Annotated in this window: 15 protein-coding genes and 3 pseudogenes; 2 read left to right on the plus strand and 16 right to left on the minus strand. The window is 42.1% G+C overall.

From position 1 onward, the window contains the following. From F7734_RS46040 to F7734_RS46080, 9 genes and pseudogenes are all read right to left on the minus strand, one after another. Positions 1–1,078: tetratricopeptide repeat protein (locus F7734_RS46040; protein ID WP_243147440.1), on the minus strand; the 1,078-nt coding region annotated here is incomplete at its 3' end. Between the two features lie 360 nt (positions 1,079–1,438). Next, positions 1,439–3,262 (minus strand): ShlB/FhaC/HecB family hemolysin secretion/activation protein, encoded by a 1,824-nt coding sequence (locus F7734_RS46045; protein ID WP_155751055.1) that lies wholly within the window; start codon positions 3,260–3,262, stop codon positions 1,439–1,441. Further along, positions 3,252–6,179, minus strand: a complete 2,928-nt coding sequence (locus tag F7734_RS46050) for a filamentous hemagglutinin N-terminal domain-containing protein (RefSeq protein WP_166482563.1) — start codon at positions 6,177–6,179, stop codon at positions 3,252–3,254. Before F7734_RS46050 ends, F7734_RS46045 begins: the two co-directional genes overlap by 11 nt. Before the next feature lie 189 nt (positions 6,180–6,368). Then, on the minus strand, positions 6,369–7,811 hold the full coding sequence (locus F7734_RS46055) for a calcium-binding protein (protein ID WP_166482564.1): 1,443 nt from the start codon (positions 7,809–7,811) through the stop codon (positions 6,369–6,371). A 1,157-nt stretch (positions 7,812–8,968) separates the two neighbouring features. After that, a pseudogene (locus F7734_RS46060) lies at positions 8,969–9,910 on the minus strand (reverse transcriptase domain-containing protein); the annotation flags it as partial. A gap of 109 nt (positions 9,911–10,019) precedes the next feature. Next, positions 10,020–11,804 carry a reverse transcriptase/maturase family protein gene (locus tag F7734_RS46065; RefSeq protein WP_166481678.1) on the minus strand — a complete coding sequence of 595 codons (1,785 nt, stop codon included), beginning with the start codon at positions 11,802–11,804 and terminating at the stop codon, positions 10,020–10,022. 508 nt (positions 11,805–12,312) lie between these two features. Next, positions 12,313–12,884: pseudogene (locus F7734_RS46070) on the minus strand (reverse transcriptase N-terminal domain-containing protein); the annotation flags it as partial. A 699-nt stretch (positions 12,885–13,583) separates the two neighbouring features. After that, entirely contained in the window at positions 13,584–14,051 is a 468-nt protein-coding gene (locus F7734_RS46075) for a type II toxin-antitoxin system VapC family toxin (protein ID WP_166482565.1), read from the minus strand. A gap of 3 nt (positions 14,052–14,054) precedes the next feature. Further along, on the minus strand, positions 14,055–14,405 hold the full coding sequence (locus tag F7734_RS46080) for a hypothetical protein (protein WP_155751041.1): 351 nt from the start codon (positions 14,403–14,405) through the stop codon (positions 14,055–14,057). 550 nt (positions 14,406–14,955) lie between these two features. On the opposite strand from F7734_RS46080, the gene F7734_RS46085 reads away from it, so the two are divergent. After that, positions 14,956–16,140 (plus strand): DUF3574 domain-containing protein, encoded by a 1,185-nt coding sequence (locus F7734_RS46085; protein ID WP_155751042.1) that lies wholly within the window; start codon positions 14,956–14,958, stop codon positions 16,138–16,140. Positions 16,141–16,287: 147 nt separating this feature from the next. Here the strand turns inward: F7734_RS46085 and F7734_RS46090 are convergent, their stop codons facing one another. Continuing rightward, positions 16,288–16,494, minus strand: coding sequence for a hypothetical protein (locus F7734_RS46090; RefSeq protein WP_155751043.1), 207 nt, complete (start codon positions 16,492–16,494; stop codon positions 16,288–16,290). A 452-nt stretch (positions 16,495–16,946) separates the two neighbouring features. After that, positions 16,947–17,333, minus strand: a complete 387-nt coding sequence (locus F7734_RS46095; RefSeq protein ID WP_155751044.1) for a hypothetical protein — start codon at positions 17,331–17,333, stop codon at positions 16,947–16,949. A gap of 265 nt (positions 17,334–17,598) precedes the next feature. Here F7734_RS46095 and F7734_RS46100 point away from each other — a divergent pair, with 265 nt between their 5' ends. Further along, positions 17,599–17,817 carry a hypothetical protein gene (locus F7734_RS46100; protein ID WP_155751045.1) on the plus strand — a complete coding sequence of 73 codons (219 nt, stop codon included), beginning with the start codon at positions 17,599–17,601 and terminating at the stop codon, positions 17,815–17,817. 85 nt (positions 17,818–17,902) lie between these two features. Here the strand turns inward: F7734_RS46100 and F7734_RS46105 are convergent. The 5 genes and pseudogenes from F7734_RS46105 to F7734_RS46125 all read right to left on the minus strand — a co-directional run. After that, positions 17,903–18,022, minus strand: a pseudogene (locus F7734_RS46105) (element excision factor XisI family protein); the annotation flags it as partial. Between the two features lie 2 nt (positions 18,023–18,024). Next, on the minus strand, positions 18,025–18,372 hold the full coding sequence (locus tag F7734_RS46110; RefSeq protein ID WP_155751046.1) for a DUF5615 family PIN-like protein: 348 nt from the start codon (positions 18,370–18,372) through the stop codon (positions 18,025–18,027). 11 nt (positions 18,373–18,383) lie between these two features. After that, positions 18,384–18,722, minus strand: coding sequence for a DUF433 domain-containing protein (locus F7734_RS46115; protein ID WP_155751047.1), 339 nt, complete (start codon positions 18,720–18,722; stop codon positions 18,384–18,386). Positions 18,723–18,960: 238 nt separating this feature from the next. Next, positions 18,961–19,821, minus strand: a complete 861-nt coding sequence (locus F7734_RS46120) for a transcription factor RcaD (protein ID WP_155751048.1) — start codon at positions 19,819–19,821, stop codon at positions 18,961–18,963. 346 nt (positions 19,822–20,167) lie between these two features. After that, the gene (locus tag F7734_RS46125; RefSeq protein WP_155751049.1) at positions 20,168–22,747 is read right to left on the minus strand and encodes a DNA translocase FtsK; all 2,580 of its coding nucleotides are present in this window, start codon (positions 22,745–22,747) and stop codon (positions 20,168–20,170) included. Position 22,748 lies beyond the last annotated feature (1 nt).

Raw genomic sequence — 22,748 nt, forward strand, 5'->3', positions numbered from 1 at the left:
TCTTTTTTTTTTTTTTTTTTTTTTTTTTTTTTTTTTTCTTTTTTTTTTTTTTTTTTTTGATTTGTTTTTTATTTATTTTGTTTTTTGGATTTGGGATTTTGGATTGACCAATTTTGGATTTTGGATTTGGGATTTGGGATTGATTGATTTGAGATTGAGACTGCTCATAATCCAAAATCGAAAATCTAAAATCTAAAATCGAAAGGCTTTGAGCAAAGTTAATGCGGGCGTAGATGGCAGCACGACTTGGAGGAAGTTGCTCTAGTTGCGATTGGATTGAAGGTATTAAATTTTGGGCATTTGTTATTTGTTTGTCTTCTATAAATAGGTCTAGAAGATTGAGTTGTGCTTGAACTTTTGTTAGCAGTGAAGGGGTGACTTCAACTGTTTTTTTATAATAATCAATTGCTTTTAGTTTTTGCGGCAAAGCACGAGCATTGTTTCCCAAACTAAAAAGACTTGCACTTATTTCTTTTGGAGATTGAATGCGTTGGGCAACTTGCAAGCTTTGTTCTAAGGCAATACTAGATTTCTCTAAATCACCAACCAGTTGGAGAACATCACCAAGCGATCGCAAACCGACTGCTTTTTCTAAGGAATCTGGTTGCGATCGCAATGTTTCGTTCACTTGCACGAGTAAAGCCTCTGCACGGCGGTAAAATCCTTGGGTTCTGAGTGCTTGGGCTTGGTTAATGCGCGATCGTACAACACCGCTTTTGTCCTGGGCTCGCTCGTAAACTTTTTCTGCATTTTGCCAAGTGACCAAAGCTTGCTCTAGTTGTCCCATCCCCAACTGCAAGCGTCCTTGTATATCCAGAGTTTGGGCAAGAATTGGTAAATTTTGGATTTTGGATTTGGAATTTTGGCTGATTCTGTTCTCTGAATCTTGCTGCTTGTAACCAAGGATATCTAAACTACTAGCGATCGCTTGTTTTGCCTCATTCCATGCACCAAGTTGTTGGTAAGCCAGGGAAAGATTGCTGAGAGTAGCTGCTTGACTGACAGCATCACCTTGCTGCTGATACTGTTGTGCTGCTAATTGCAAGACTTGAACTGCTTCAGAATAGCGCCCCACCATCGTACAGTACTTTCCCCTGTTGCAGTAAGGCAATGGGGCTGTGAGGGGAGGAGAGGGAGAGGGGGGGAGTGGGGGAGGGGGGAGTTTTGCGAGACAGGGGAACTAAAAATACACAGTAAAGCTGTTACAACAGCCAGACAAGAATAATGAGTTAAATTTAATTTTTGCATATCAAACTCCTATTTGATTTTTGAAAAACAAGTAGGTAGGGCTAAAGCCAACCATCTCAAGTTTTTGTACGGCATAGCCCTACCTACTAGAAAAGAATAACGAATCAAATTTAGTTGTTTCATAATCTTTTTATTAAGAGAAAGGGAATTTTAGACCAGTGACAAATGACCAATGACAAATGACAAATGACTAAAAAGGATTAGCAATAATGGAAAAGTACAAACCGTTTTCTTGCCAAGAGTCTTTATTTCCAGAAATTGAAATTAATGGGATGCCCCAGTCTATGCGTGCTGTCAACCAGTCTTCTAATTGTAAGCGTAGCCCAAAACCGATAGAGGCGAGTGTACTTTCTTCTAATTCAGCATCTGAACTGGGTCTACCAGAACGGTTCCAAACAGTACCAATATCAAAGAAAGGAGTCACTTGTAGAACACTACCACGCCGAGAGAATCGTACAATGGGAATGCGTACTTCAGCAGAGGCAAAGAAGCCATCATCTGTAAGCAGAGCATCTTGGCGGTAACCCCGAACACTTTCCAAACCACCCAAGCCAAATTGCTCAAATGGAACAAGAGGACGATCTGCTACTTGCAAATCTCCTCGTAATAGAAAAAGAGTATCGGGCGCTAGCAATCTCACCCACTGTGCTTGTCCTCTCCAAGCAAAGAAACTATCGGAATCGAAAGCATCAAGTCCCACACTGAACTGAGAGCGCACAGCAAATACCTGTTGGCTGCTGCGTTGAGTCCATTCTTGGAAAAAACGTAAGGCAGTTACTTTCGTTTCTCCCTCGTCATTAGCACCAAACGCTGGAAAGGGAATTTCCCCTTGATCCTCAGGGTTTATGGTGGCTTCACTTTCTCGGCGAGTTGCTGTTAAACCGACTGCAAGTTCGCGAGTTGGAGTTTGGATTATGGGTTGGCGTAGGGTTAATTCGTAGTAGCGGGAATTGGATTGTATATCAAGGATATTAAAAGGTTCTTCTATAACATTGCTATCAGAAATACCAAAATTAAAGGAAATGGTTCCATTGCGAGCATTGATGGGAAAAGTATAGCCAAAATCAAAGGCATTACTACCATCAGTATTGGTGTATATAGCGCTAATGCTATCACCAAATCCCAGAAGATTGGCTTCGCTGATTTGAATTTGACGGCGAAAACTACCAACAGCCGGAGAGCGTCCGTTATCTAAAACGAGTTGAACGTTAAAGGTATCTGCTTCTTTGACTCGCACTTCTAACAAACTCACTCCCGGACGCGAACCTGCTGATAGTTCTGCTGACAAGTTATCAATGAGAGGATTGAGTTGTAACAATTGTAGTGCTTGAAGCAAGCGATCGCGATTGAGGGGTTTCTTTGTAGCTACAGCAAGTCGGCTTCGCACGTAGCCCGTTCTCAATCTGCGGGTACCAGTGACTTTGATGTCTTCCAATGAACCTTCTACAACCCGAATTTCTACGACACCATCTTGAAGCTTTTGAGTGGGAATGTAAGCCCCTGATGTTATGTAACCTTTTTTAACGTATAATTCAGTAATTGCCGCACGTGCTTGAAAGAGTTCAGCTAGGGTTATGGGACGATTTACATAGTCTTTGAGAACTTCTGCAAATTCTTTTTGACTAAAAACCGTGCTACCTGTTACTTTAAATTCTTTAACACTGATAGTTTGGGGAACATCTCCTGGAGTTGTGTCAGGAGTTGTCGGTGTTGTTTCCGGTGGAAGTAACTCTTCAGGGGGCGGTAGGCGGAAAGGCGGTTCTGGTTCCGGTTCTGGTTCTGGTGGTTCTGGTAAAGAGGGCGTAGAGGGGGGTTCAATTTGTCCGGGTGGGATGCCCGGTTGCTGTGGTGTGGGGACTTGGGCAGAGACACTGGGAATTTGATTTTGGATTTGTGCTGAATTAGCAACTTGCGCTTGTACCGATCTTACTGACACAATACAAGAAATTGCCACTGAACTTAAGCAACAGTAGTACTGATAAATGCTTAATCTTTGGCGGAAGTTACGGAGCATGACACGATAAAGATAAGGGAACAGAAGAATTAACTCTAGGTGCTCGAGCAACAAGGATGACATCATTGTTTTTATCAACAATCCATCCCTGTGCTTCGACAATTTTATGGGAATCAAAGTTTTTAAGAAAGGAATTGTGGCGATTGTTGCTTGTTTGTAATGATTCCATAGAACTTAAGGGATTTCCCATAGCTGGAGTGAGAGCGATCCAATTTGCGAGCGTTGCTTCTTCTGTCAGTGGTTCTGTGGGACTGGGTGCTACTCCAGAGCGTCCAATGGTAGTAAAAGAACTGCGTGCTTGTCTGTTTCCTGAGGTGCAGCCAGTAGCAATTTGTTGAGATGCATCAACTAAGTTAACAGGTAGGGGAATTAAGTCAAGGGGTTCTGTATCCGGTGTGTTAACACTTGTGTCACCGTTGAAATTTGGGTTTGTTTGGGAAATGGCAGTGATATCATTTGTTGACAGCAAATTGGGGTTGATTTCGCTGGGGTTATTGGGTTTAAGCAGTCTCACCAAATCTTGACGAGTGCGCTGCACCATACCATATATCCCCGCAGCTGTTATGTTGATTTTTCCCCCACTCCCGCTATAGGCATTGGCAGTAATATCGCTGTTTTCGTTGGGGACAGCTACAATAAAGCCATTTTTGGCATTGATATTGATATTGCCACCATCACCACCTTGTTCAGCAGTACCAGTACTAGTAGAGATTTGACTGCCATTACGCAGGAATAGCAATTTTTGCAGTTGCAGATCGATATCGCCTCCATCACCTGATGCTGTTTCGGCGTTGAGTTTACCTTTATTATCTAGAAAGATATTATTAGCTTGAATTTGGAGATTGCCCGCACCCTTGGCGTTGCTGGTAGGGTTAAGGCTACTCACTGCCACTTGCGCCCCATCCCGAACAGTCAAATTGCCAGTTGTAATACTGACATTCCCTCCCTCACCAGTAGCTTCAGGAAAGCCGATATAGTTTGTTCCGGGCAATCCTCCAGAGAGAGACTGTATACTAGTAGGATATATTCCACCTTTTGCAGTGCCAGTCAGATCGACAGATTCGGATGCTTTAATAATCAAATTTCCGGCATCCCCGCTACCTAAGGTAGACGTTTGCACAACTGCTCCATCTCGCAAGCTCAATCGCTTCGTTTCTAAAGTCAACGTTGCTCCATTTCCTTTTGAGTTTGGGCGAGTGCTAGCAAATAAACCACTGGGAACAACAGGCGCTATAGTGCTTGGAATGAGTTGACCATCAGCGGAAAGCGCAACTCCTGCCAATTCCACGTCGTCAGCTCGCACCAGTAGATCTCCTGCCAATCCGTCCCCTCGAGTAAAAGTATTAATTTGAGCACCGTCAAAAACTTGTAGCCGACTGGTCTCAATCGTTAGCTGTCCGGCACGTCCTTCACCAGAGGTTTGAGCAAACAGACCACTGCTTAGGGAATCACCATTAGAAGCACTAAATGCTTTACCACTTCTTGAAGTGCCGATGGCGATTACAGAATCTGAGGCTTTTACAGTTACATTACCTCCAGGTCCAGAGCTAGTGGTTGTAGCAGCGACTTGTGCTCCCTGTTGCAGGGATAGCCGGGAGGCGGTAACTGTTATATTTCCACCATTGCCAATGTCTGAAGCAGTTGAAAATATACCACTAGCACGACTAGGTCTTAAAGCATTGACTCCACTGAAGTCCAAGTCAGTAGCGGTTACAGTCATATTTCCACCTAGTCCCGAATCTAGGGACGCAGAAGCTACGGTAGCACCATCTTGAATCATCATTTTTTTTGTATTAATTGCTACATTTCCTCCAGTTCCCTCAGACCTGCTTAGAGTACCTAAATTACTGGCAATACCCTTTGCTGAAGTACCAATTAACTTAATTGAGTCAGTGGCATTTACAGTAAGTGTACCTCCCTTTCCTTGAGCAGATGTCCATACTGCGACTTGGGAACCATTTTGGACAAGGAAGTTTTTGGTAGTGATTGTGATGTCGCCACCGGTTCCCAAGCCATATGTATCAGTTCCTATAAAAGCAGAACCTTGGACATCAAGCTGTTCTGATTTGATAACAATAGAACCACCATTTTTACTGTAAGTACCTAAAAAGATAGTTGTCTCATCAGATACAGTAACGTTCTTTCCAACAAGTTGGATATTTCCTCCTGCGTCACCTGTAGCATCTACTAGTGCTTTTTGTAGCTGGATATTTTGAAAGTTTTCTACGCCCTCATATCCTAAAGAAAAACCTGCACTCAGGCTGACTAAACTGGGACTGGCGACACTGCCTAACTCAATACGCCCTCCAGATGCTGTCAATCCGCCTTCCAGTATTTCAATCTCTCCACCCACTAGTGTTAGTGTTTTTCCTGATTTGACAGATAACCCAACAGTTTCGCCATTGGCATCGGTGAACTTTGACTGATTCACGATACGACTGGGGTTTGCCTCAAACTGCAAACCGATAGGAACACTTACGATGAGTAAAGGAGAATTTGCTTTGGGGTTAATAGCACTAAATTCACGGTTACCATCAAACTTGATGCTACTGGCTGTACTAGCTACAAATGAGCCGCCAATGTTTAGTGATGCACCCGAACCAAAAATAATTCCATTTGGATTAATGAGAAAAAGGTTCGCAGAACTAGAGTTACTGCCTATTTGCAGCACTTCAATTAAACCATTGATGTTTGAAGCCGAAGAGCCAGTAACGCGAGAAATAATATTGGCAATCCCAGGATTGTGTTGGAAAGAAGCAGTGTGACCAGCAGGAATGGAAAACTGTTGGAAGCTATGAAACAAATTAGTTCCTGCTTGTGTACCACCTGTAATGACATCAGTGACGCCGTTACCTGTCACAATGGAGGGATTAGGCAAAGTTGCATCTTGAATAACTTGTGCTTGAGTAGGGAGCAAATTTATTGAACAAAAGATGCACAGACTCCCTAAAACCCAAAACAACGAATGGGGGAATAACATGGCTTTAGCTCGATCTTACGTCTTGTAAATATTTTGGAAGTTTATACAGGCACTTAGTATTAGGGATGCGATCGCCCCACCCCTATATTGTCTGCTTAATTGACTAAACTTTACACGAACACGCTTTTATATGGTGTCTACAAGATCGATATGCAGGTTGGTTGAGAAACCATCTGGCTTGTTTTCAATAATGGCAAATTGGGTTCCCTGAAAGTACAAAGCACCAGTTGAACTGTTGTAGCTGAATTGGTTGGTAGATGTAGCGCCAAAGGAAGATTTCACAATTAAAACTTTGTCGCTATCTGCTGTGTAAAAGTCTTTAATAGTATCGATTTTTCCATCTGTTGCAGAAAAGACGAATTTGTCTGCTCCAAGACCTCCCCAGAAAAGGTCGTTGCCAGGACTGCCAGAGTCACCAACATCGGCATAATAGCCAATATCGCCTATAAGAATGTCGTTACCATTGCCACCGAAGAGCGTATCATTACCATAACCACCGTTTAGGATATCGTCGCCATCCTCACCATAGAGCGTATCATTATCATCGTTACCTTTGAGAGTATCATTACCAGTCCAACCGTAGAGAGTGTCGTTACCTTTACCGCCAAACACCTCGTCGTCCCCTGTCCAACCATCTAGAATATCGTTGCCATCATAATAATCGTAGTAATTACTATCATTTTTATATCCATATAATCGATCGTTTCCTTCTCCGCCCTTCAAATAGTTGTCTTCATCGTTTCCTTCAATGATATTGTTCAAGTTGTTGCCAATCCCGTTAACTGCAGATCCAATAAGGATAAGATGGTCTAGCCCAGGATTTAATGTCCAGTCAACAGACGCTATCACTGTCTCTATTCCTGTTCCCGGAGAGTCAATAATTTGATCGTTTTTACTATCAACGATATAAATGTCGTTGCCTCCGCCTCCCTCTAGAATATCATTACCTAATCCTCCATCTAAACGGTCATGACCATCGCCACCGTTTAAATAGTCATTACCACTACCACCAATTAATGCATCGTTGCCCTCATGTCCCCAAAGCGTGTCGTTACCGTCTTGACCGAAGACAATATCATTACCCTTACCAGCATATACAGTATCATCACCTGCTTTGGCGTAAACAGTGTCATTCGTTGTGTCGCTATTGTTGAAACCTCTCAAGTCAATTGTGTTAACTAGATCGGTTCCCTCTGTCTTACGATTAGGCTTTTCATCATCTTCAACAACAATATAAGTAGTTTGAAAAAATGGGCTTTTTTTTGTTATCTCGAAGTCAAAAAAATCCTCATTATTACCTAAAGACAAATTTTCCTTGGCTTGATAAATTTCCTTACTAAAACCAAAGTTTGAAGTGAAATTTTGAGTGAATGTTAAAGCCAGAACATTGTCACCATCTGGTTTGTCATCATTTTTTATTCTTACTGTTAGTTTGCTTGTGTTATTGTTTTCCCATATGATAGGTTGTTCGTCATTATATACAAAGTCCACACTACCTTTTGGTTCATTTGGAGGACTTGCTTCTCCCATGACTTCATACATATCAATAGGTTGTTTATAATCAGGCATGATGTTCGCTCCATTCATACATAAAATGTACGCTTTTGGGTGTTCTATCTCTTTTCTTTTCTTGTTAGGAAGAATGTCAAATTATCGAATCTTTCACTGCTTTCGCGAACTAATGGAAAATAGAAAATTTTGAATGTTAAACTGTTATTAGCGTATATAGTTTCCCCAAGGACATTGTTGCCAAAAGTCTCCTAAATATCTACAATTTTTATTTCTCTCTTAAAAAAATATGATGTCGATCTATAACTGGTCAGTTGGTGTTCGCAAGAGAAGCTAGCTTCTCATGTGAATCTTCATTTACTTAACGGGAACAGTGAGGAGATTTATGCAAGTTTCTAAAAATTTTACATTACTTAATTGTTATGCTAAACTAACAGGTACTGAAGCAATACTGCGTAAATTTTGCATAAAAATACGAAATTACGTAGGTTGGGTTGAGCAACAAAACACAACATTTACAGCAAATTTCAACCTGGTGAGGTACAAAAATTACCCCCCTCTGTCCCCCCTTACCAAGGGGGGATGAAAGGGGGGTGTACCTCATGAGACTGAGAAAGGCTATATCACCATTTGTTGGGTTTCGCGCTTCGCTCAACCCAACCTACTATTTCCCAAAACCTACGTAGTATTGAGTACTGAAAAACCTTGTTAATTCATTATTTGAAGTATAGAGAAATACCTGTGTTTAGCTGATTCATCCCACATTTATGCAATGCCCTAAATTAATCCCTACTGTTTACCTGCCTTAAGTAGATGTAATTGAGCCATCTCCCCGACATAAATGTACGGGGATTCTGGCTAGAAGTTGGCGCTAACTTTTCGTCCGAACCTATTTGCATAGGATGACTATCTGGTCAACGTTTTCTAGCTATGGGTCGAACCGCTCTACCGCTCTACCAGGGACACGGGCTTTCAGACTAGCTTACTCGACTCGCAGTTTAGGTCAACGCCTTTATGCCAACCACGAGAACGGCTCCGTCCTGCAATACATAAAGACTTTCCTGATTTCTTGTCCAAGTAACGATACCCCAGTACTTTCAACCGTGAGTATTGGACGAATACGATGTAGCGGGTTGGGTCGATGGGGGCTATTATGCCCCGCACCTCCCACTTAAATCCGGACGTGCGCCTTTCGGTGCATCCGGCTTCCGACGTTCTTAGCTTTTGCTTTGCTTCATGTGTTGGTAGTCATGACAGCTTTCATGGATTGCTATCAGATTTTCCTTTTTCCAGTTGGTATGATTTCCATCCTGATGATGCAGGTGAACCCGTTCATCGGATAGAAATTTCAACCCGCAGGCTGCACACGTATGGTTTTGCCGTTTTAAGGCAAAAGAGGTTTCACCGGAGTAGAGTTTGCTGTTGCGCTCGCTCCAGTAAGTGATATCTCCATCAAAGGGCGATTTTTCGCCTCTGACATTGACGTGTTTATTTTCGGAGTAAGGAACTTTAGGGAACGCTTTCTCCAGCAAAGATTTGCTGGTATGCCGATTCTGTTTAGATTCCTTGTTAAACACCTTGAACGCTCTATGTTGAATATGATAAAGCGATAGCTTTCTTCCATCCATTTTGCAGTAGCGGTGGTAGTTTCTCCAGCCTCTAACCACGGGTGCCAACCTTACGGCTTTTTCCGTGGCTCCATAATTCGAGTTGTTGACAATAGCTTTTACTTTCTTTCGGAATGCTCTAAAGTTATCCACTGAGGGGGTGCTTCGGAACTTCCCGTTGCTTTGCACCTTGAAGTGCCAGCCGAGGAAATCAAAGCCATTTGTCGTAGCGGTTAGCTTGGTCTTCTTCTGACTTACATTCATCCCTCTTTCAGCGAGGAACTGGCTGATTAGGTCAAGTATTGTTGTTGCGTCATCTCTGGGTTTGAGTATAATAACCATATCGTCTGCATAGCGCACCGAACGGTGTATGTCCTCTATCCCGTTAAGTGCAATGTTCGCTAATAGGGGACTCACCACTCCCCCTTGGGGGGTTCCTTGTTCTGGGAATTCTGGATTGACTCCGGCTTTTAGACATCTGAAGATTCCTGTCTTTATGCTTTTTGGAGCAATGAGCCTATCCATAATTGCTGAGTGGTTTATCCTGTCGAAAGTGGGTAGCTAGCTAGCGAGGTTTCCAATTATTGGCTCCTTTTCCAACTAGCCCCCGCCGAACCGTGCTTACGAGTTTCCAGGTACACGGCTCTCCAGTATTCCATTATCATGAGACTTGTTTACCTGCGGGGTTACCTGCGTGTATAGCATCATGGCATTGAGGGCAGACCATCAAAGTTTTTCTCCTACGTGCGGACATGATTTGCATCCATTGCGGTTTTTCTTTTCTACCTTTGGTTTTGAGGTCTTTGAGGGCGCGAATATGGTGAACTTCAATATCACCTCTTGCCCCACAAATCTCGCATTCATCAGCTTGAAGCCGTTTAATCAGTTCATTTCTGAACGCGGGCTTTCGCGCTCGTGGCAGGTCTTCTATGATTGTTTTTAGGTTGCGTTTTAGTGGTATACCACCGAAACGAGCCACTAAGGGTTTCTTGCCTTCTCTTGGGACGGTGATTTCGACACACTTTCTTAGACCGTGTGGCAGTTTTACCGTCTTGTGATACTTCGCGCAAATTTTAGCCACGCTAGTTTTGTGTTTACAAGCAAGAGTTTTCATCAACGAACTCCACATAACCCATTGGAGTTTTTGGAGCCACGCGATGTTTTGAGCAAGGCTGTAGAATTGTACGTACCCTCTATATTCTGATTGGTAAATGTTGATGATAGTGAAATCATCATCATTTATTAATTCAGGGCGGTGAATGGGTTTCCCATTTCTCATATAGAGAGAACATTTTTCTTCTACAAAGCTTGTGGGAATTCTTAGTCCAGTAATTCCATTAATTGAGCGCTTACCATTGGTATGCTTAGTGTCGGAATATTGAACTAGAATTTCGTAACCTAAGAAGTTCGCTGCTTCGTTTCTAGCATGAGTAATTAAGGTCTTTTCTTTAGATAATTCTAGCTGAAGATTTTCCGCTAGAAATGTCTTCAATTTTTCCTTGATTTCTTTTGCCTCTTGAAATGAACCAATGAATCCAAGTAGAAAATCATCAGCGTACCGCACATAATTTAGCCTTCTGTATTTAGGGTCACGAACATCTTTGGAAGGCATTTGCTGGTATTGAATTTCCAGTTGACGCGCTTTTTCAATTTGTCCCTTCTTCCTGTAATACCAGGCAAGTTTTACGAGTTTTGAGTATTCCGGATTTTCTGCCCTTGCTTTACCTCTTGTATACTCTGGGATAAGTGTCCGTTCGATAAATTTATCGAATTTATCAAGATAGATATTGGCGAGTATGGGTGATACTATCGCGCCTTGCGGTGTTCCGCTGAGGGTGGAGTGATATCTCCATTGCTCACAATAACCTGCCTTGAGTAAGTTTTCAATCAATCTCAGGAAGCGGTTATCTTGGATTTTCTCGCACAGAATTGACATTAAGATTTTATGGTCTATGTTGTCAAAACAGCCTTTGATATCTCCTTCAATAAACCACTTGGTTCCTTGCCAAGTGCGGTCTATTACTGTTAGCGCCGTATGGCATCCGCGTTTTGGTCTGAAACCATGACTGTTGTCGGAAAATTGGGGTTCATAATACGCTTCTAATATTAAACGTACTACTTCTTGAACCAATTTGTCTTTCCAAGTAGGAATACCTAGTGGTCGAGTTTTCCCATTTTTCTTGGGAATATTAATTCGCCTCACTGGTGTCCATCGAAAGCGTTCATATCGAATCTCTTCGATAAGAGTTTCAATCTTTTTCATGGACATTCCGTCAGCAGTTTCCTGAGTTATCCCAGGCGTCATTGCTCCAGCATTTTTATAAATGCGGCTATACGCTAAAAGGTACAAGTCGGGATTGAACAACTGTCTGTAGACATCATCCAGTGGTAAACCCCGGTACCCCCTGTCTCGGATTACATTTAACACCGTTTCGGCGTTTCGCATCTCGCGTACCTCTCGGTAACAATGTAAGAAATACCTGTTCCCCTTTGCCATGTGGACGGCTTTCCCGCCCTCGGACTACTATGGGAACTCTGTAGTCATAGGACTCGCGTCCCATAGACCATCCCGCGCTTCATCAACTCGGTACGTATCAGTGTGATTTAGGTGTCCCACTCATTCGTTAAGCCATCTCATCGGTGGCTGACTTCGTTTAAAGAAGTTGTGTGGTTCAAATGCTTAAAACTACACACAAACGATTATTCCTTTTAGGCGTTGTAGGAATAGGTAATCGAGTATACCGTCAGAATTGGGCTTCAGATAGTTTAATCTTCACCTTGTCACACAAGTCTTGCCGAACAATGGTTTTAACGCCTTCTCTCCATTTCCGGCTTTACCAACATGCTGTTGTCCCTTTTGTCTTTCGACTCCAGGTAAGTTGGTTGACTTAGAGACATTCTTCTTAGTCTCTCCCAACTTGGTTGGGAATACCGCGTTAATCGTCGCGGCGCACGCATTTTTCGATATCAAGTTCGATAACTCGTTTATCCTTCCCGTCAACCCTGGAGTTTAGGTTTGTTTGCAGGATTTTCTGCGCGTCGTGCGCTGACCGCCCTGTTCTGAACCCGTAACTTCGAGCATGAAAAGTGGCAACGCGAGTCTGGTTCTAAGGCGTATTTTACTAGGCACTGCCAAGCTCTATCCGCGATAGTGGGAACTTTTAGAATCCTAATTTTCCCGTCTTTTTTAGGAATGGGAATTTCGCGTAACCCCTGATGATACCAGTTGTTACTATGGCGCTTAAGTTCTTCACTTAGCTCAAACCTTTCCTCAATGTTGAGTTTGGCTTTACCATCGATTCCTGGCGTTCTTTTACCAGCGTTTAGCTGTGATACTTGACGGATAGCCAGTAATCTCGCTGCGGTGGACTTCAGTATAAGCTTTTGGATTGACTTTGCCGAGCGGTAGTCGCCAACTTGAACAGCTTTGTAAACTCTTTTTTTGTAGGCGGAATAAATTGCGTCGGAATTTTTTCCACGGTAGATTCATCCAAGATTCACTAGCATTTCTGCTGTGTCTAATCATGCTCTGCTCCAATTCGTTTACTCTGAACACCTTGCGAAAATTACTTCGCATCCTACCCGAACTGAGGGTTTCCGCTACTCGTCCAGCCTACAAGGGGTTCGACCTATCCCTTGACCTCTCGGTTCGTTTTTATTCGTTCCCTTAATTTGATTATTTTGTTCCTTTAGGTGGAGCCACTTCAACCACATGGATTCCCTTTCATTTGACTCATGCCTCTATCTGCTTAAAGATGGGGCGGGAATTAACTCCAGTGAAGTCGGGGGTTTTGTGTTATGCCCCGCTTAGCAATAGGTTGCTTTTGTAGGCTCTGGTTTCACCATGAGAACTCTCCATTAGCGCCAGTGTCAGCCCATAACAGCCGTCTGTTTGCGCCCTGTTCCCAGCTTCGCTCTCCGGATACCGAGTCCGGTCGGCGTGGGCAGATAGGAAGTCATGCTTGAGTCTAGCAGGTGGGGTTTTCGCCCACATCAAATCAAGAGTTCAAGGTTACTCTAGGATTTCTCCTTGGGTAGCTTATGTACGGACTGGATACCGTGATTCAGCGACCAACGAATCGCACTAAGCATTTGCTTCCCAGATGTCGCCACCTATGTATCTCATTGCCACATAACTAATATGATTGCATGTTTGTGCAAAAAGTTTCAAGTTCTTCACAGCATCTAAAGATGCACAGCAAAGCGTTTCCACCCCGAACTAAAGTTACGGGGCTACCACGCTCCCGTGTTCTTTAGGTGTTGTTGGGCTTACAGGAGTTATTTCAGCCGAGTAGCGGTTAAAATCTTCAAGATTAAAAGTAAGAATGTGGCTTACTCCATAAACCAGCATTAATGCAACTAGCCTCGCATCATGAACGTTAACACCCATCACACCATACTCTAAAACAAGCCTCTTCCAGTGGGGGAAAATCTCAGCTACATCTGGGAGTATCAAAAAAAGATTCTCCAATCGCTGTAGCTCTGCCTGAGCTTGAGCTAAACTCATACCCAATCCATTTCTTTCAACAGGGCGTGTAGCACTTCGCCAAAACTCAATCAAATTCTGGTGAGCAAGATAGCAGTCATGTTTTTGCTCGCGCAGTACAGCAAGTGCATTAAGAGCATCAGCACACATAGGATGTGTTGGCTGTGCCATTCTCAGTATTATGTTTGTATCAATCAGGTAAGCCACTAATCAAAACCGTTCGTCTTCATAAATCCCCTCACGACTTACAGCATAATCTGAAAGCAGGGGGATATTGCGATCGTGGCTCTCACTCCATTCTCGAAGGGCGTTCACCCACTCTTGAGGAGTAGCAGTCTCGTAAAAAGGACGCTCTTTAGCTTCTTTCTGCTTCGATTTAACTAAACGCTCAAGCATCGCATCTAGGTGAGGCTTTACCTCCTGCGGGGAGAAGCTTGTGACTTTCGCTAGCAGTTGAACAATATTCTCTAGCTCCGCTCTATTCGCTTCTTGTAAATTTTCAAGCGAGTGGAAGCTTTCCTGCTGGTGTTTACGATCGCTAAAAGACGTATTAGTTTCCATATAACATATTTAATATAACATTAACATACTATTAGTTTAAATCATTTAATGTATTGCAAGCTTCTGCAGACAGATCGGTGACAGATGAGGTGATTTCGCAAGCTTTAAAAAAATTAATATTTTATGCAATAAGAATACAGAGCCAAGGCAATACTTGTCGGTTAAGCTTAAAAATGCGAAATTACGTAGGTTGGGTTGAGGAACGAAACCCAACATTGACAGACATTTGTTGGGTTTCACACACGGGTTTACCCAACCTACAATTTGCTCAGCCCTTGCAGTATTGAGAGCGAAGGTGTTGTTAAGCGATCGCGTTACGGCGTCTTACAGCAGTTTTCAGATTATTAGACCACATGGCGTGGAGGGGGTATCCTTGCCTGCTCTCTCATCTATAACTGGCAGGAACGCCCGTACCACAAGAAAATGCAGTAAACATAATCATTGTCTAAAGCATATACAATGTGTAAGGTAAAGAGTGAAATGTAAACTCTGCTATAGATCGCGAGCGTCCGCTAAACACTCGCTTATTGCGATAACTGAGGAAATCACTATGTCACAAAATTCTTATTTAGTAGATTGGGAATCAGTAGAAATCGCACCTTTGCCCTTGAATATATCACCAAACAGTCCATCATTCATCCAGCAAGACTTGTACTTCGGAAGCGATCTTCCTGGTGGCAATCGCGTTTCTAATGAGGAATTTCAAGCCTTCGTGGATGAAGTCATTGCACCCCGTACCGAAGGCTTAACCCAATTTGCTGTTAGAGGACAAGTACGTAACTCAGATGGCAGTATCAATAAAGAGCGTGCCAACCTGATTACTTTGCTACAGGAAGACACCCCGGAAAATAGAGCGATCGCTAGCGAAGTGCTGGATGCTTACAAAGAGCGATTCAACGGAGCTTTTATCCAGCAAGTGATTAACCCTGATGACCTCACAGTCAGTTTCAATGTAACCGACGACTTAATTGATAATGACCCCATACCAGAACTCATCCAGGTAGATTTGTACCTTGGACGCAATATTTCTAGTGGTGGACAGGTTTCTGAAAGGGAGTTTAGTCAGTTTTTAGATAACTTTGTGACTCCCCGTTTCACAGGTTTAACTGTATTTGATGCTCGAGGACAATTTTTAGATGACACGGGTTCAATTGTTACAGAATCCACCAAGGTGCTGACACTCCTGATTGAGGACACGCAAGATAATGAAACTGCACTCAAAGAAGTGATTGAGGCTTATCTCAAAGAATTCCAGCAGCAAAGCACTTTGCAAACCATTAACGAGGATATCAAAGTCAGTTTCGGTCCTGCTGAAGATTTGATTGACAATGACGCCACCCCAGAACTCATCCAAGTCGATCTATACTTTGGACTGAGTGTCCCTGGGATTGGGGAAATTTCCTCTGGGGAGTTCCAGGAGTTTGTTGATGATATCATTGCACCAAATTTCACGACATTGACTCAGTTTGAAGCGCGTGGTCAAGTCCGAGATGCATCAGGTAGTATTTTGAAGGAGAATTCCCAACTTATCTCGCTGATTCTGGAAGATACGGTGGCAAATGAAGACGCCATCAATAATATCCTCAGAACCTACCAAACCCATTATGGTGCTGGAACACTGGTGGTCATTGATGAGGAGATCGCAACAACTTTCTCAAGAGGAACAACTAGCGTCAGTGGCTCCAGTACGATGTTCCATTTGAATGATGATGCGTTCGCTCTTGATGCAAGTTAAGCGATCGCTTTTGCTTAACTCTAGTTGAGAGAAGCTTCGCACATATCTAGCTGCTGGTAAAAAAATAGGTGGAAGATAATACCCATCGCATCCTATCTTTCCACCTTATAATTCCCGAACACGCCCAGCAGTTCAAACTAACGGTTATTAACGCTTCTCAGTTCCCTGATTGCCAGCACCTTCAGTTAACTGATCGCTGCTTCCAGATTCAGGTACAGCAGAGGGCTTACCTTCGCTTTTTTCATTTATCCCCGTGCGACGTTGTTCTTCGTCGATAGGAGTTTGAGTCCCACCAGAAGCTTGAGGTGCTTGAGATTCATCGTTTCTTGCTTTTTCGTTTTCTGGATTAGCCATAACTTTACTCCAATTTCTTTAACGTTGCCACTATTTTATGGAGCTTGGCAGTGCAAATTCTTCTGTCTCAAATATCATTTTTGTCCGTTATTTTATCTGTCTCTGGGATTAATTTTAACTACAGTACACGATAATCCTTAAAAAAAAGGCGTTGTCAACCGTATTTCTACTACTTAAAGGAGTGTAAAATTAATTGATTTACAATTGCGATCGCTCATCCAGCAGTTAACAGACTTACTCAATCTCAACCCACAACCCCTCGCTTCAGTTCAATGTTGGGTTTCGTTCCTCAACCCAACCTACGCACTTCTTTATAGAGAAAATACCTCACACCCATATTGCTTTCAGAGAATAATTAACACAGTTAGTGCATAACTTCTGCTTTGACGAAATTTTGGTACTAGGAACAGAGGTCAATCAAAAATCAAAAATCAAAAATCAAAAATACTGTTTTACCACCAACTGCATTGTGTTGTTGTGTAAGGCAAAACCGTATTAGGAACCACATTTTTCTGACCTTTAAATTCCCTTCCGTAATAACCGTCATCAAAACCGCGCCCAAATTCGCCCCCAGCAGTACGAGGTTGATACTGATTGCCTTTTCTAGAACTTTGTTGTCCTTGGCGGTAACCATCAGCATAAGCTTGAGGATGATAACCTGGGTCTTCGTCTACATGCCATTGAGTGACAGGGTAGCAGTAGCTAATTCGCTGTCTGTACCGGGGATAGCCATGATAGCGATAATAGCGGCGGTGGTTTGCTTCAGCTGGTTCACTGTTAAGTAAAAATCCTGTTGTGGTGGCTAAAGCTAATAGACTGGCAATAATAATTTTTTTCATTCTGACCTCCGTTGGAAGCCCTACAAGCAGCGAACACAAAGTAAAGGGAGGAGTTTACAATTTTAAAAAACTCTCCTTATTTTTAAGATAGCGTTTAGAATTTTTCCGCAACATCACCTAATAGGGTGGCTGGTGGGGTTTGTAGTTGTGAAATCCCCCTAAAGTTAAGGTAAAGATTTCATAGAGTTTAAGACTTGTGGCAGTGTATTCCGCAGAACAAGTAAGTTTAGGCTGATGATATCTTTATAAGACTGAGGAAACAACTATGCCTGGTGGTCATGCAAATCACAAAGGAACTGCTGACAAACCCAACGTCAATGCAAGTGGTCAAATCAACTTATCAGCAGCTGATAAATCATCAGACCCTGAAGATATCTTGCAAGAAGGCGTTTTAACAACAGAAACAATCAGAACTGACGAATTTGTAGATTTTCCTCCCGCTCTTGAGCGCCCTAGCAAGAAACCTCAAAAAGACGAAGAGTAAACGCGATCGTGTGTGAGGCTGCAAAATACCCGACTTTTTACAGAAGTCGGGTATTTGAGCACATTAAGCACAGCAAACAAGTCATTTAGCTAACTGCATAATCAGTAAATTGTCGTTTAAACGGTGAATGAAATCCAATTACGATATCGTGCTTAGGGATGCCTAAATTCACTAAATCTTCACCCACTTCATTGTGAGAAGAATTTTCTACTGCATAGGAAGGCGATTAACTCTAATTAATTTACCTTTCAAATCCTCTTGTCGAGAAACAGCTTCATGAATACGTATCGCCTGATTTTCAAAATCTGAATCTGACGTGCAGACTATAATACCAGCATGTTCTGGTTGTAAACCGTGTAATTTGATAAAGTCTCGACGATTGCGTGTTAAGACAGTGCGCTCTACAGTTGTCGCAAATGCTAAAACATTTTCATCAGGGATTTTTAGATTTGCATTTCCAGCATCTCTAGCTGTCAAAACATCATGTCCAAAATTACGCAAGAATTCTACTATTGGAAACGGAAAATTTTCATCTGCATAAAAAAAATGTGGCAATTTGAAATATCCTAATTTTCTAGCATGACTTCATCATTTTCTCTAATTGCTTGTTCGATTTCAACAGGATGAGCATCTGCATAAGCCCAAGCATTTACTAAATCAATAGCATTAAGGCTAGGAAAAGCTTTTAATATTTCACCATCACTCATACCTAAATTGCGGTCATTTACTAATGACCAAACTGGAATACGAGTATTCACAATACAAGCATCCCCACCACATACACCTGGTGTTTTCTCAATACCTTGCCAAGTATTGGTCAAACTTTGAACTAATATTTGTATCGCTTGAGCTTTTTCGATGGCAGTTAATGCAAGTAGTTGTTTCTCCAGTTCTTTTAATGTCATAGCCTAATCCTACTATCTTAGTTCAATCTTAGCAGCAACGTATTGAGTATGAGGGTTGGGATTGCTATTGGCAATACTTAATACTCAGTAGCGATAAATGGTTTTAACATACTGTTGAGCGATGTGAATACGGTGATTGTCGATCGCAACCCAATACTACAAGGGATCTCCAATTTTTGTGGGTTGGGATCGCCTTGGAGAAACTTAACAAAGGCATGGAAATGTTGGGTTTCGTTCCTCAACCCAACCTACGTACTGTGATATACAACAAAGAATTCTCCTTGCTTTGAGGAATTTCATCATCCATTTTATCCTGGGTGTAATCTTTTGGTTCTACCAACTTTCTCAATTTAATTTCATCGGCTTCTTCCAAACGGAAAAGAGCACGATCTAATTCTTCTTCTGAAAGGAAAGGTTGCAACTTTTCCCGGAGATGGAAAATTGGCAAACCATTGTCAGTACCTACCTCCCGCTCCAGATTTTTGATAGTGTGTAAAATTTCTTGATCGGTAAGGTTGACAATGGTTACAACAGCACCGCCTCCATTAGTATGTTCTGGAGTAGATAATGGTTCTGGCTGACTGGGGAGGAATTTCCTGATAAACTGTAGGTAATTTTTCAGCAGTTCTAAGCTCACGATCGCATTCCCCTCAGGGATGTAACGATCCCGCAAATACTCAATTCCGTGTTCCGTCAGCCATACCTCGGCGTTTATCTTTTTTATTTTTGTTTCAACTTCAATCAGCCCCTTTTCATATAAGTTTTGTAAGATAGCATCTCGCTGTTGTGACTTGAGAGATTTGATGTTAATTTTGCTTGGTGTGATGGTTTCGGAAGCATTACTTATTTTTTTCAATACCTTCAATTCATTATTGTTGAGTGGTAACTCCTGTGTCTCCGTGTTTAGGAGAGCCTCACCAGGGGGTAGGATTTTAATAGAAGCAATTTCATGAGAAAAGTCTATTAAGTTGCGAGCGCTTAAACTTTTACAAATTTTTTCCTTACCCTCAAAAGACTTAAAAGTGCTACTGCTCAGGCTAGAACGGTAATTGGAACATCCCAGTAATTTTAGTAAGAACTTTAACTCATGAGTATCCATACAGATATTTTTTCCTATATTTGAATCTGCATCACTGTAGCTGACGTGAGAAGAACTTACACCCCTCCCCAGGCTAAGTAATTTTAGTAAATGACAAAGTTATTTTCAAGAGTCATCTACCGAAAGTAGCAGAGAAGCGATCGCTAACCACAATCTAAGTATAAACTATGTAACATACCCCTAACTCAGATCTCAGTACTTGTCGGTTAAGCCTAAAAATACGAAAACACGTAGGTTGGGTTGAGGAACGAAACCCAACATTTATCAGCATTTGTTGGGTTTTATTGGATGTCATTAATATGTTATAGTCAAATTAAAAAGGCGGGCTTCACGTAAGTCTTAAGATTCATAAGAGCCGAGTATCTATTGCTAGTAAACTTTGTAAACGTTGTAACTGAGAACTGGCTAAGTAGAGCAAATCCCCTTTCCCAAGTAAGCGAGCGGCATCTGTTTGTTTACCTCCCAAAATAATTGCTGAATCTGCTTCACTTGCGGTTCGGAGTGCAACCCGTCCCGGTAAATTAGAACGGATAATGGGAGTGACAACACCTGCTTCTGGGCGTTGAGTGGCAATAATCAAATGAATTCCAGCAGCCCGCGCCATTGCACCCAACCTTTTAATGCTTTGTTCTAACGCGGCACGAGATTCTTTTTCTGCCATAAAGTCAGCGTATTCATCGAAAATGCAGACAATACGAGGCAAAAGCTGACGAGAACGTTGGTTGTAAGTTTTCAAATCCGCACACCCAGCTTTTTCAAATCGCTGGTAACGCGATTCCATTTCTACCACCAATTCATCCATCAGTTCGATCGCACGTTCGCTATCTTTAACAACTGGTGAATGCAACCACCGCATCTCCTCAAACTCTGGGAAGGTTACTCTTTTGGGATCGACGAGAGCAATTTGTAGGTGTTCTGGGGAATGACGAACTATAAGACTGAGAAGGAGCGATCGCAAAAACTCACTCTTACCACTTCCTGTCGTACCCCCAACTAAGAAATGACAGGTATTTGGATCGGACAAATCAGCTTCTAAGAGTTGTCCCTCCAAATCAACCCCAATCGAAATTTTCACAGGTGCTGTTGGAGGTAAAACTTGCGTCTTGATATAATCCTCAAATTTAGCTGTTTGCCTGTCAGGACGTGGTAAATCAACACTAACATATCCAGCTTGAGGAGAAATCAAAGGTGGATTGGCTAACTCCAACTGAACCTGCAAATCAGCTGATAGTTTTAGCAAGGCGTTAACTTTCACACCGGGATATGGTTTGAGTTTCACCCGAATAAAAGCCGGACCGACAGCCGCCCCTTGATAATCTACTCCAATTCCAAAAGATTGCAAAGTAGACACTAACTTTTCACCCAAAACATCAGCATTGACTTTTACTGGCTTATCTTGCTTAGCCGTTGTTTGTTGTGGTTGTGTGTTTGAAGATTTCTCAGCTTTAGATGTTACATCAAAATAACTTTGACATTTTTGCTGCTGCGGACAAATTTCACATAAGTGAGGTTGAGTCGCGATCGGTGGGGGATTAGGTAATGGTGGTTCCCAAATCAGCCATTGCCGCATTTGTTGTAATTTATATGGAATTAGCTGATGCACCGTATTTTCTAACTCTTCCCAGGAATACTGATACTCTTTCAACTCTGGTACAACACAGTAAACTGCTGCATCAACCCCGATTTTTTTCCTTTCCCAAAGGATATAGCTATAAAGAGCAACCTGAGCTAATTGTGCTGATGGATCGGCAGGCTGGTAAGTTTTAAACTCTACGACACACAGGCGATTCTTGTTAAAATTGAAGACCAAGCAATCAAATTTTCCCGCTACTCGTTGCTGTGTTCCATCTGGAAGATGAAAGTAGGATTCAAGATTCCGTTCTTCAGAAACAAAGGTGTTATGAATGACTGTTTCTGCTGTACAATAACCTCTATTAGTAACAAGCAATTCTGCAAAGTGTCTAATCAGTCCCCGTAATGCCTGCCACACTTTTAGCAATGCTTGTGCTTGACCGTTCTCCTTTTGAGATACTTTTTCTAGGTAAAAGAAGAATTTTTGCTCATAGAAAATTTGTTGTATTTGAGAGGCTAATTCCTCAGCCTGTAACTGCTTTGCAACTGGTTTCAATAATCCTTGACATCGGGGTTCGCGAACAATCCAAGTGACAAATTCATCAGCTAACTGATGAAATAAAGTACCAATACCAACAGCACTATCAGGTGGTAAGAATAAAGTATTCCCCCCAAAACGCTGATTTAAGAAAAACAAACGGGGACATTCAAAAGCAACTCTTATATTAGTAGCAGTTAAAGATTTATTTTTAGATTGTCCTGTAGATCCCTTTGAAGCATGAGAACCCATATCAAAAGTACTGCTTGTAGTAGATGATTTAGATATTTCTAATAAGCGCTGATGGACAGCAGCCAAATAGACTGTATCCATTGCAGCATAATGCAGTTGTTTCTGGCTGAGAGGACGCTGTCCCCAGTCACTACCTTGTTCTTCCTTATCTACATTAGAGAATCCACAGAGTTCCACTGCAAGTGTTTTCAATTGTAGGTTGGTTACTTGCAACACTTCTCGTTTGATTTTTCTAGCGAGCTTGAGAGTGCAAGTCACATTTGGTGCTAGTTTTCCTCCTAAATACTTTAAATCAAAGTCAGCATTGTGGAAGACTTTTTCTATTTGAGGGTTAACTATAACTTGATTGATAAAGTCTACTGCTAAATTTGGTTTGTCTAGTACATCAATAATGTAAGCTGAGTTGCCTGTCAAGTCTGTTGGTTCAGATAAAACTTGAATTAGGGACAACCTTGGTAATGGGGTATTCCAATCAGCTATTTCTGTATCTAGCCATAGCGTTTTAGACAAGGCGAATATGGCAATTTGTGCTTGGATTTCATCAGCTTCTGTAAGATATTTCATT

The organism is Scytonema sp. UIC 10036 (assembly GCF_009725235.1).

Excerpts from the sequence above, each read along its gene's own strand:
- F7734_RS46045 (WP_155751055.1), bottom strand. The coding sequence starts at position 3,262 with ATGCTCCGTAACTTCCGCCAAAGATTAAGCATTTATCAGTACTACTGT.
- F7734_RS46055 (WP_166482564.1), bottom strand. The coding sequence starts at position 7,811 with ATGCCTGATTATAAACAACCTATTGATATGTATGAAGTCATGGGAGAA.
- F7734_RS46065 (WP_166481678.1), bottom strand. The coding sequence starts at position 11,804 with ATGCGAAACGCCGAAACGGTGTTAAATGTAATCCGAGACAGGGGGTAC.
- F7734_RS46080 (WP_155751041.1), bottom strand. The coding sequence starts at position 14,405 with ATGGAAACTAATACGTCTTTTAGCGATCGTAAACACCAGCAGGAAAGC.
- F7734_RS46085 (WP_155751042.1), top strand. The coding sequence starts at position 14,956 with ATGTCACAAAATTCTTATTTAGTAGATTGGGAATCAGTAGAAATCGCA.
- F7734_RS46090 (WP_155751043.1), bottom strand. The coding sequence starts at position 16,494 with ATGGCTAATCCAGAAAACGAAAAAGCAAGAAACGATGAATCTCAAGCA.
- F7734_RS46095 (WP_155751044.1), bottom strand. The coding sequence starts at position 17,333 with ATGAAAAAAATTATTATTGCCAGTCTATTAGCTTTAGCCACCACAACA.
- F7734_RS46100 (WP_155751045.1), top strand. The coding sequence starts at position 17,599 with ATGCCTGGTGGTCATGCAAATCACAAAGGAACTGCTGACAAACCCAAC.
- F7734_RS46115 (WP_155751047.1), bottom strand. The coding sequence starts at position 18,722 with ATGACATTAAAAGAACTGGAGAAACAACTACTTGCATTAACTGCCATC.
- F7734_RS46120 (WP_155751048.1), bottom strand. The coding sequence starts at position 19,821 with ATGGATACTCATGAGTTAAAGTTCTTACTAAAATTACTGGGATGTTCC.
- F7734_RS46125 (WP_155751049.1), bottom strand. The coding sequence starts at position 22,747 with ATGAAATATCTTACAGAAGCTGATGAAATCCAAGCACAAATTGCCATA.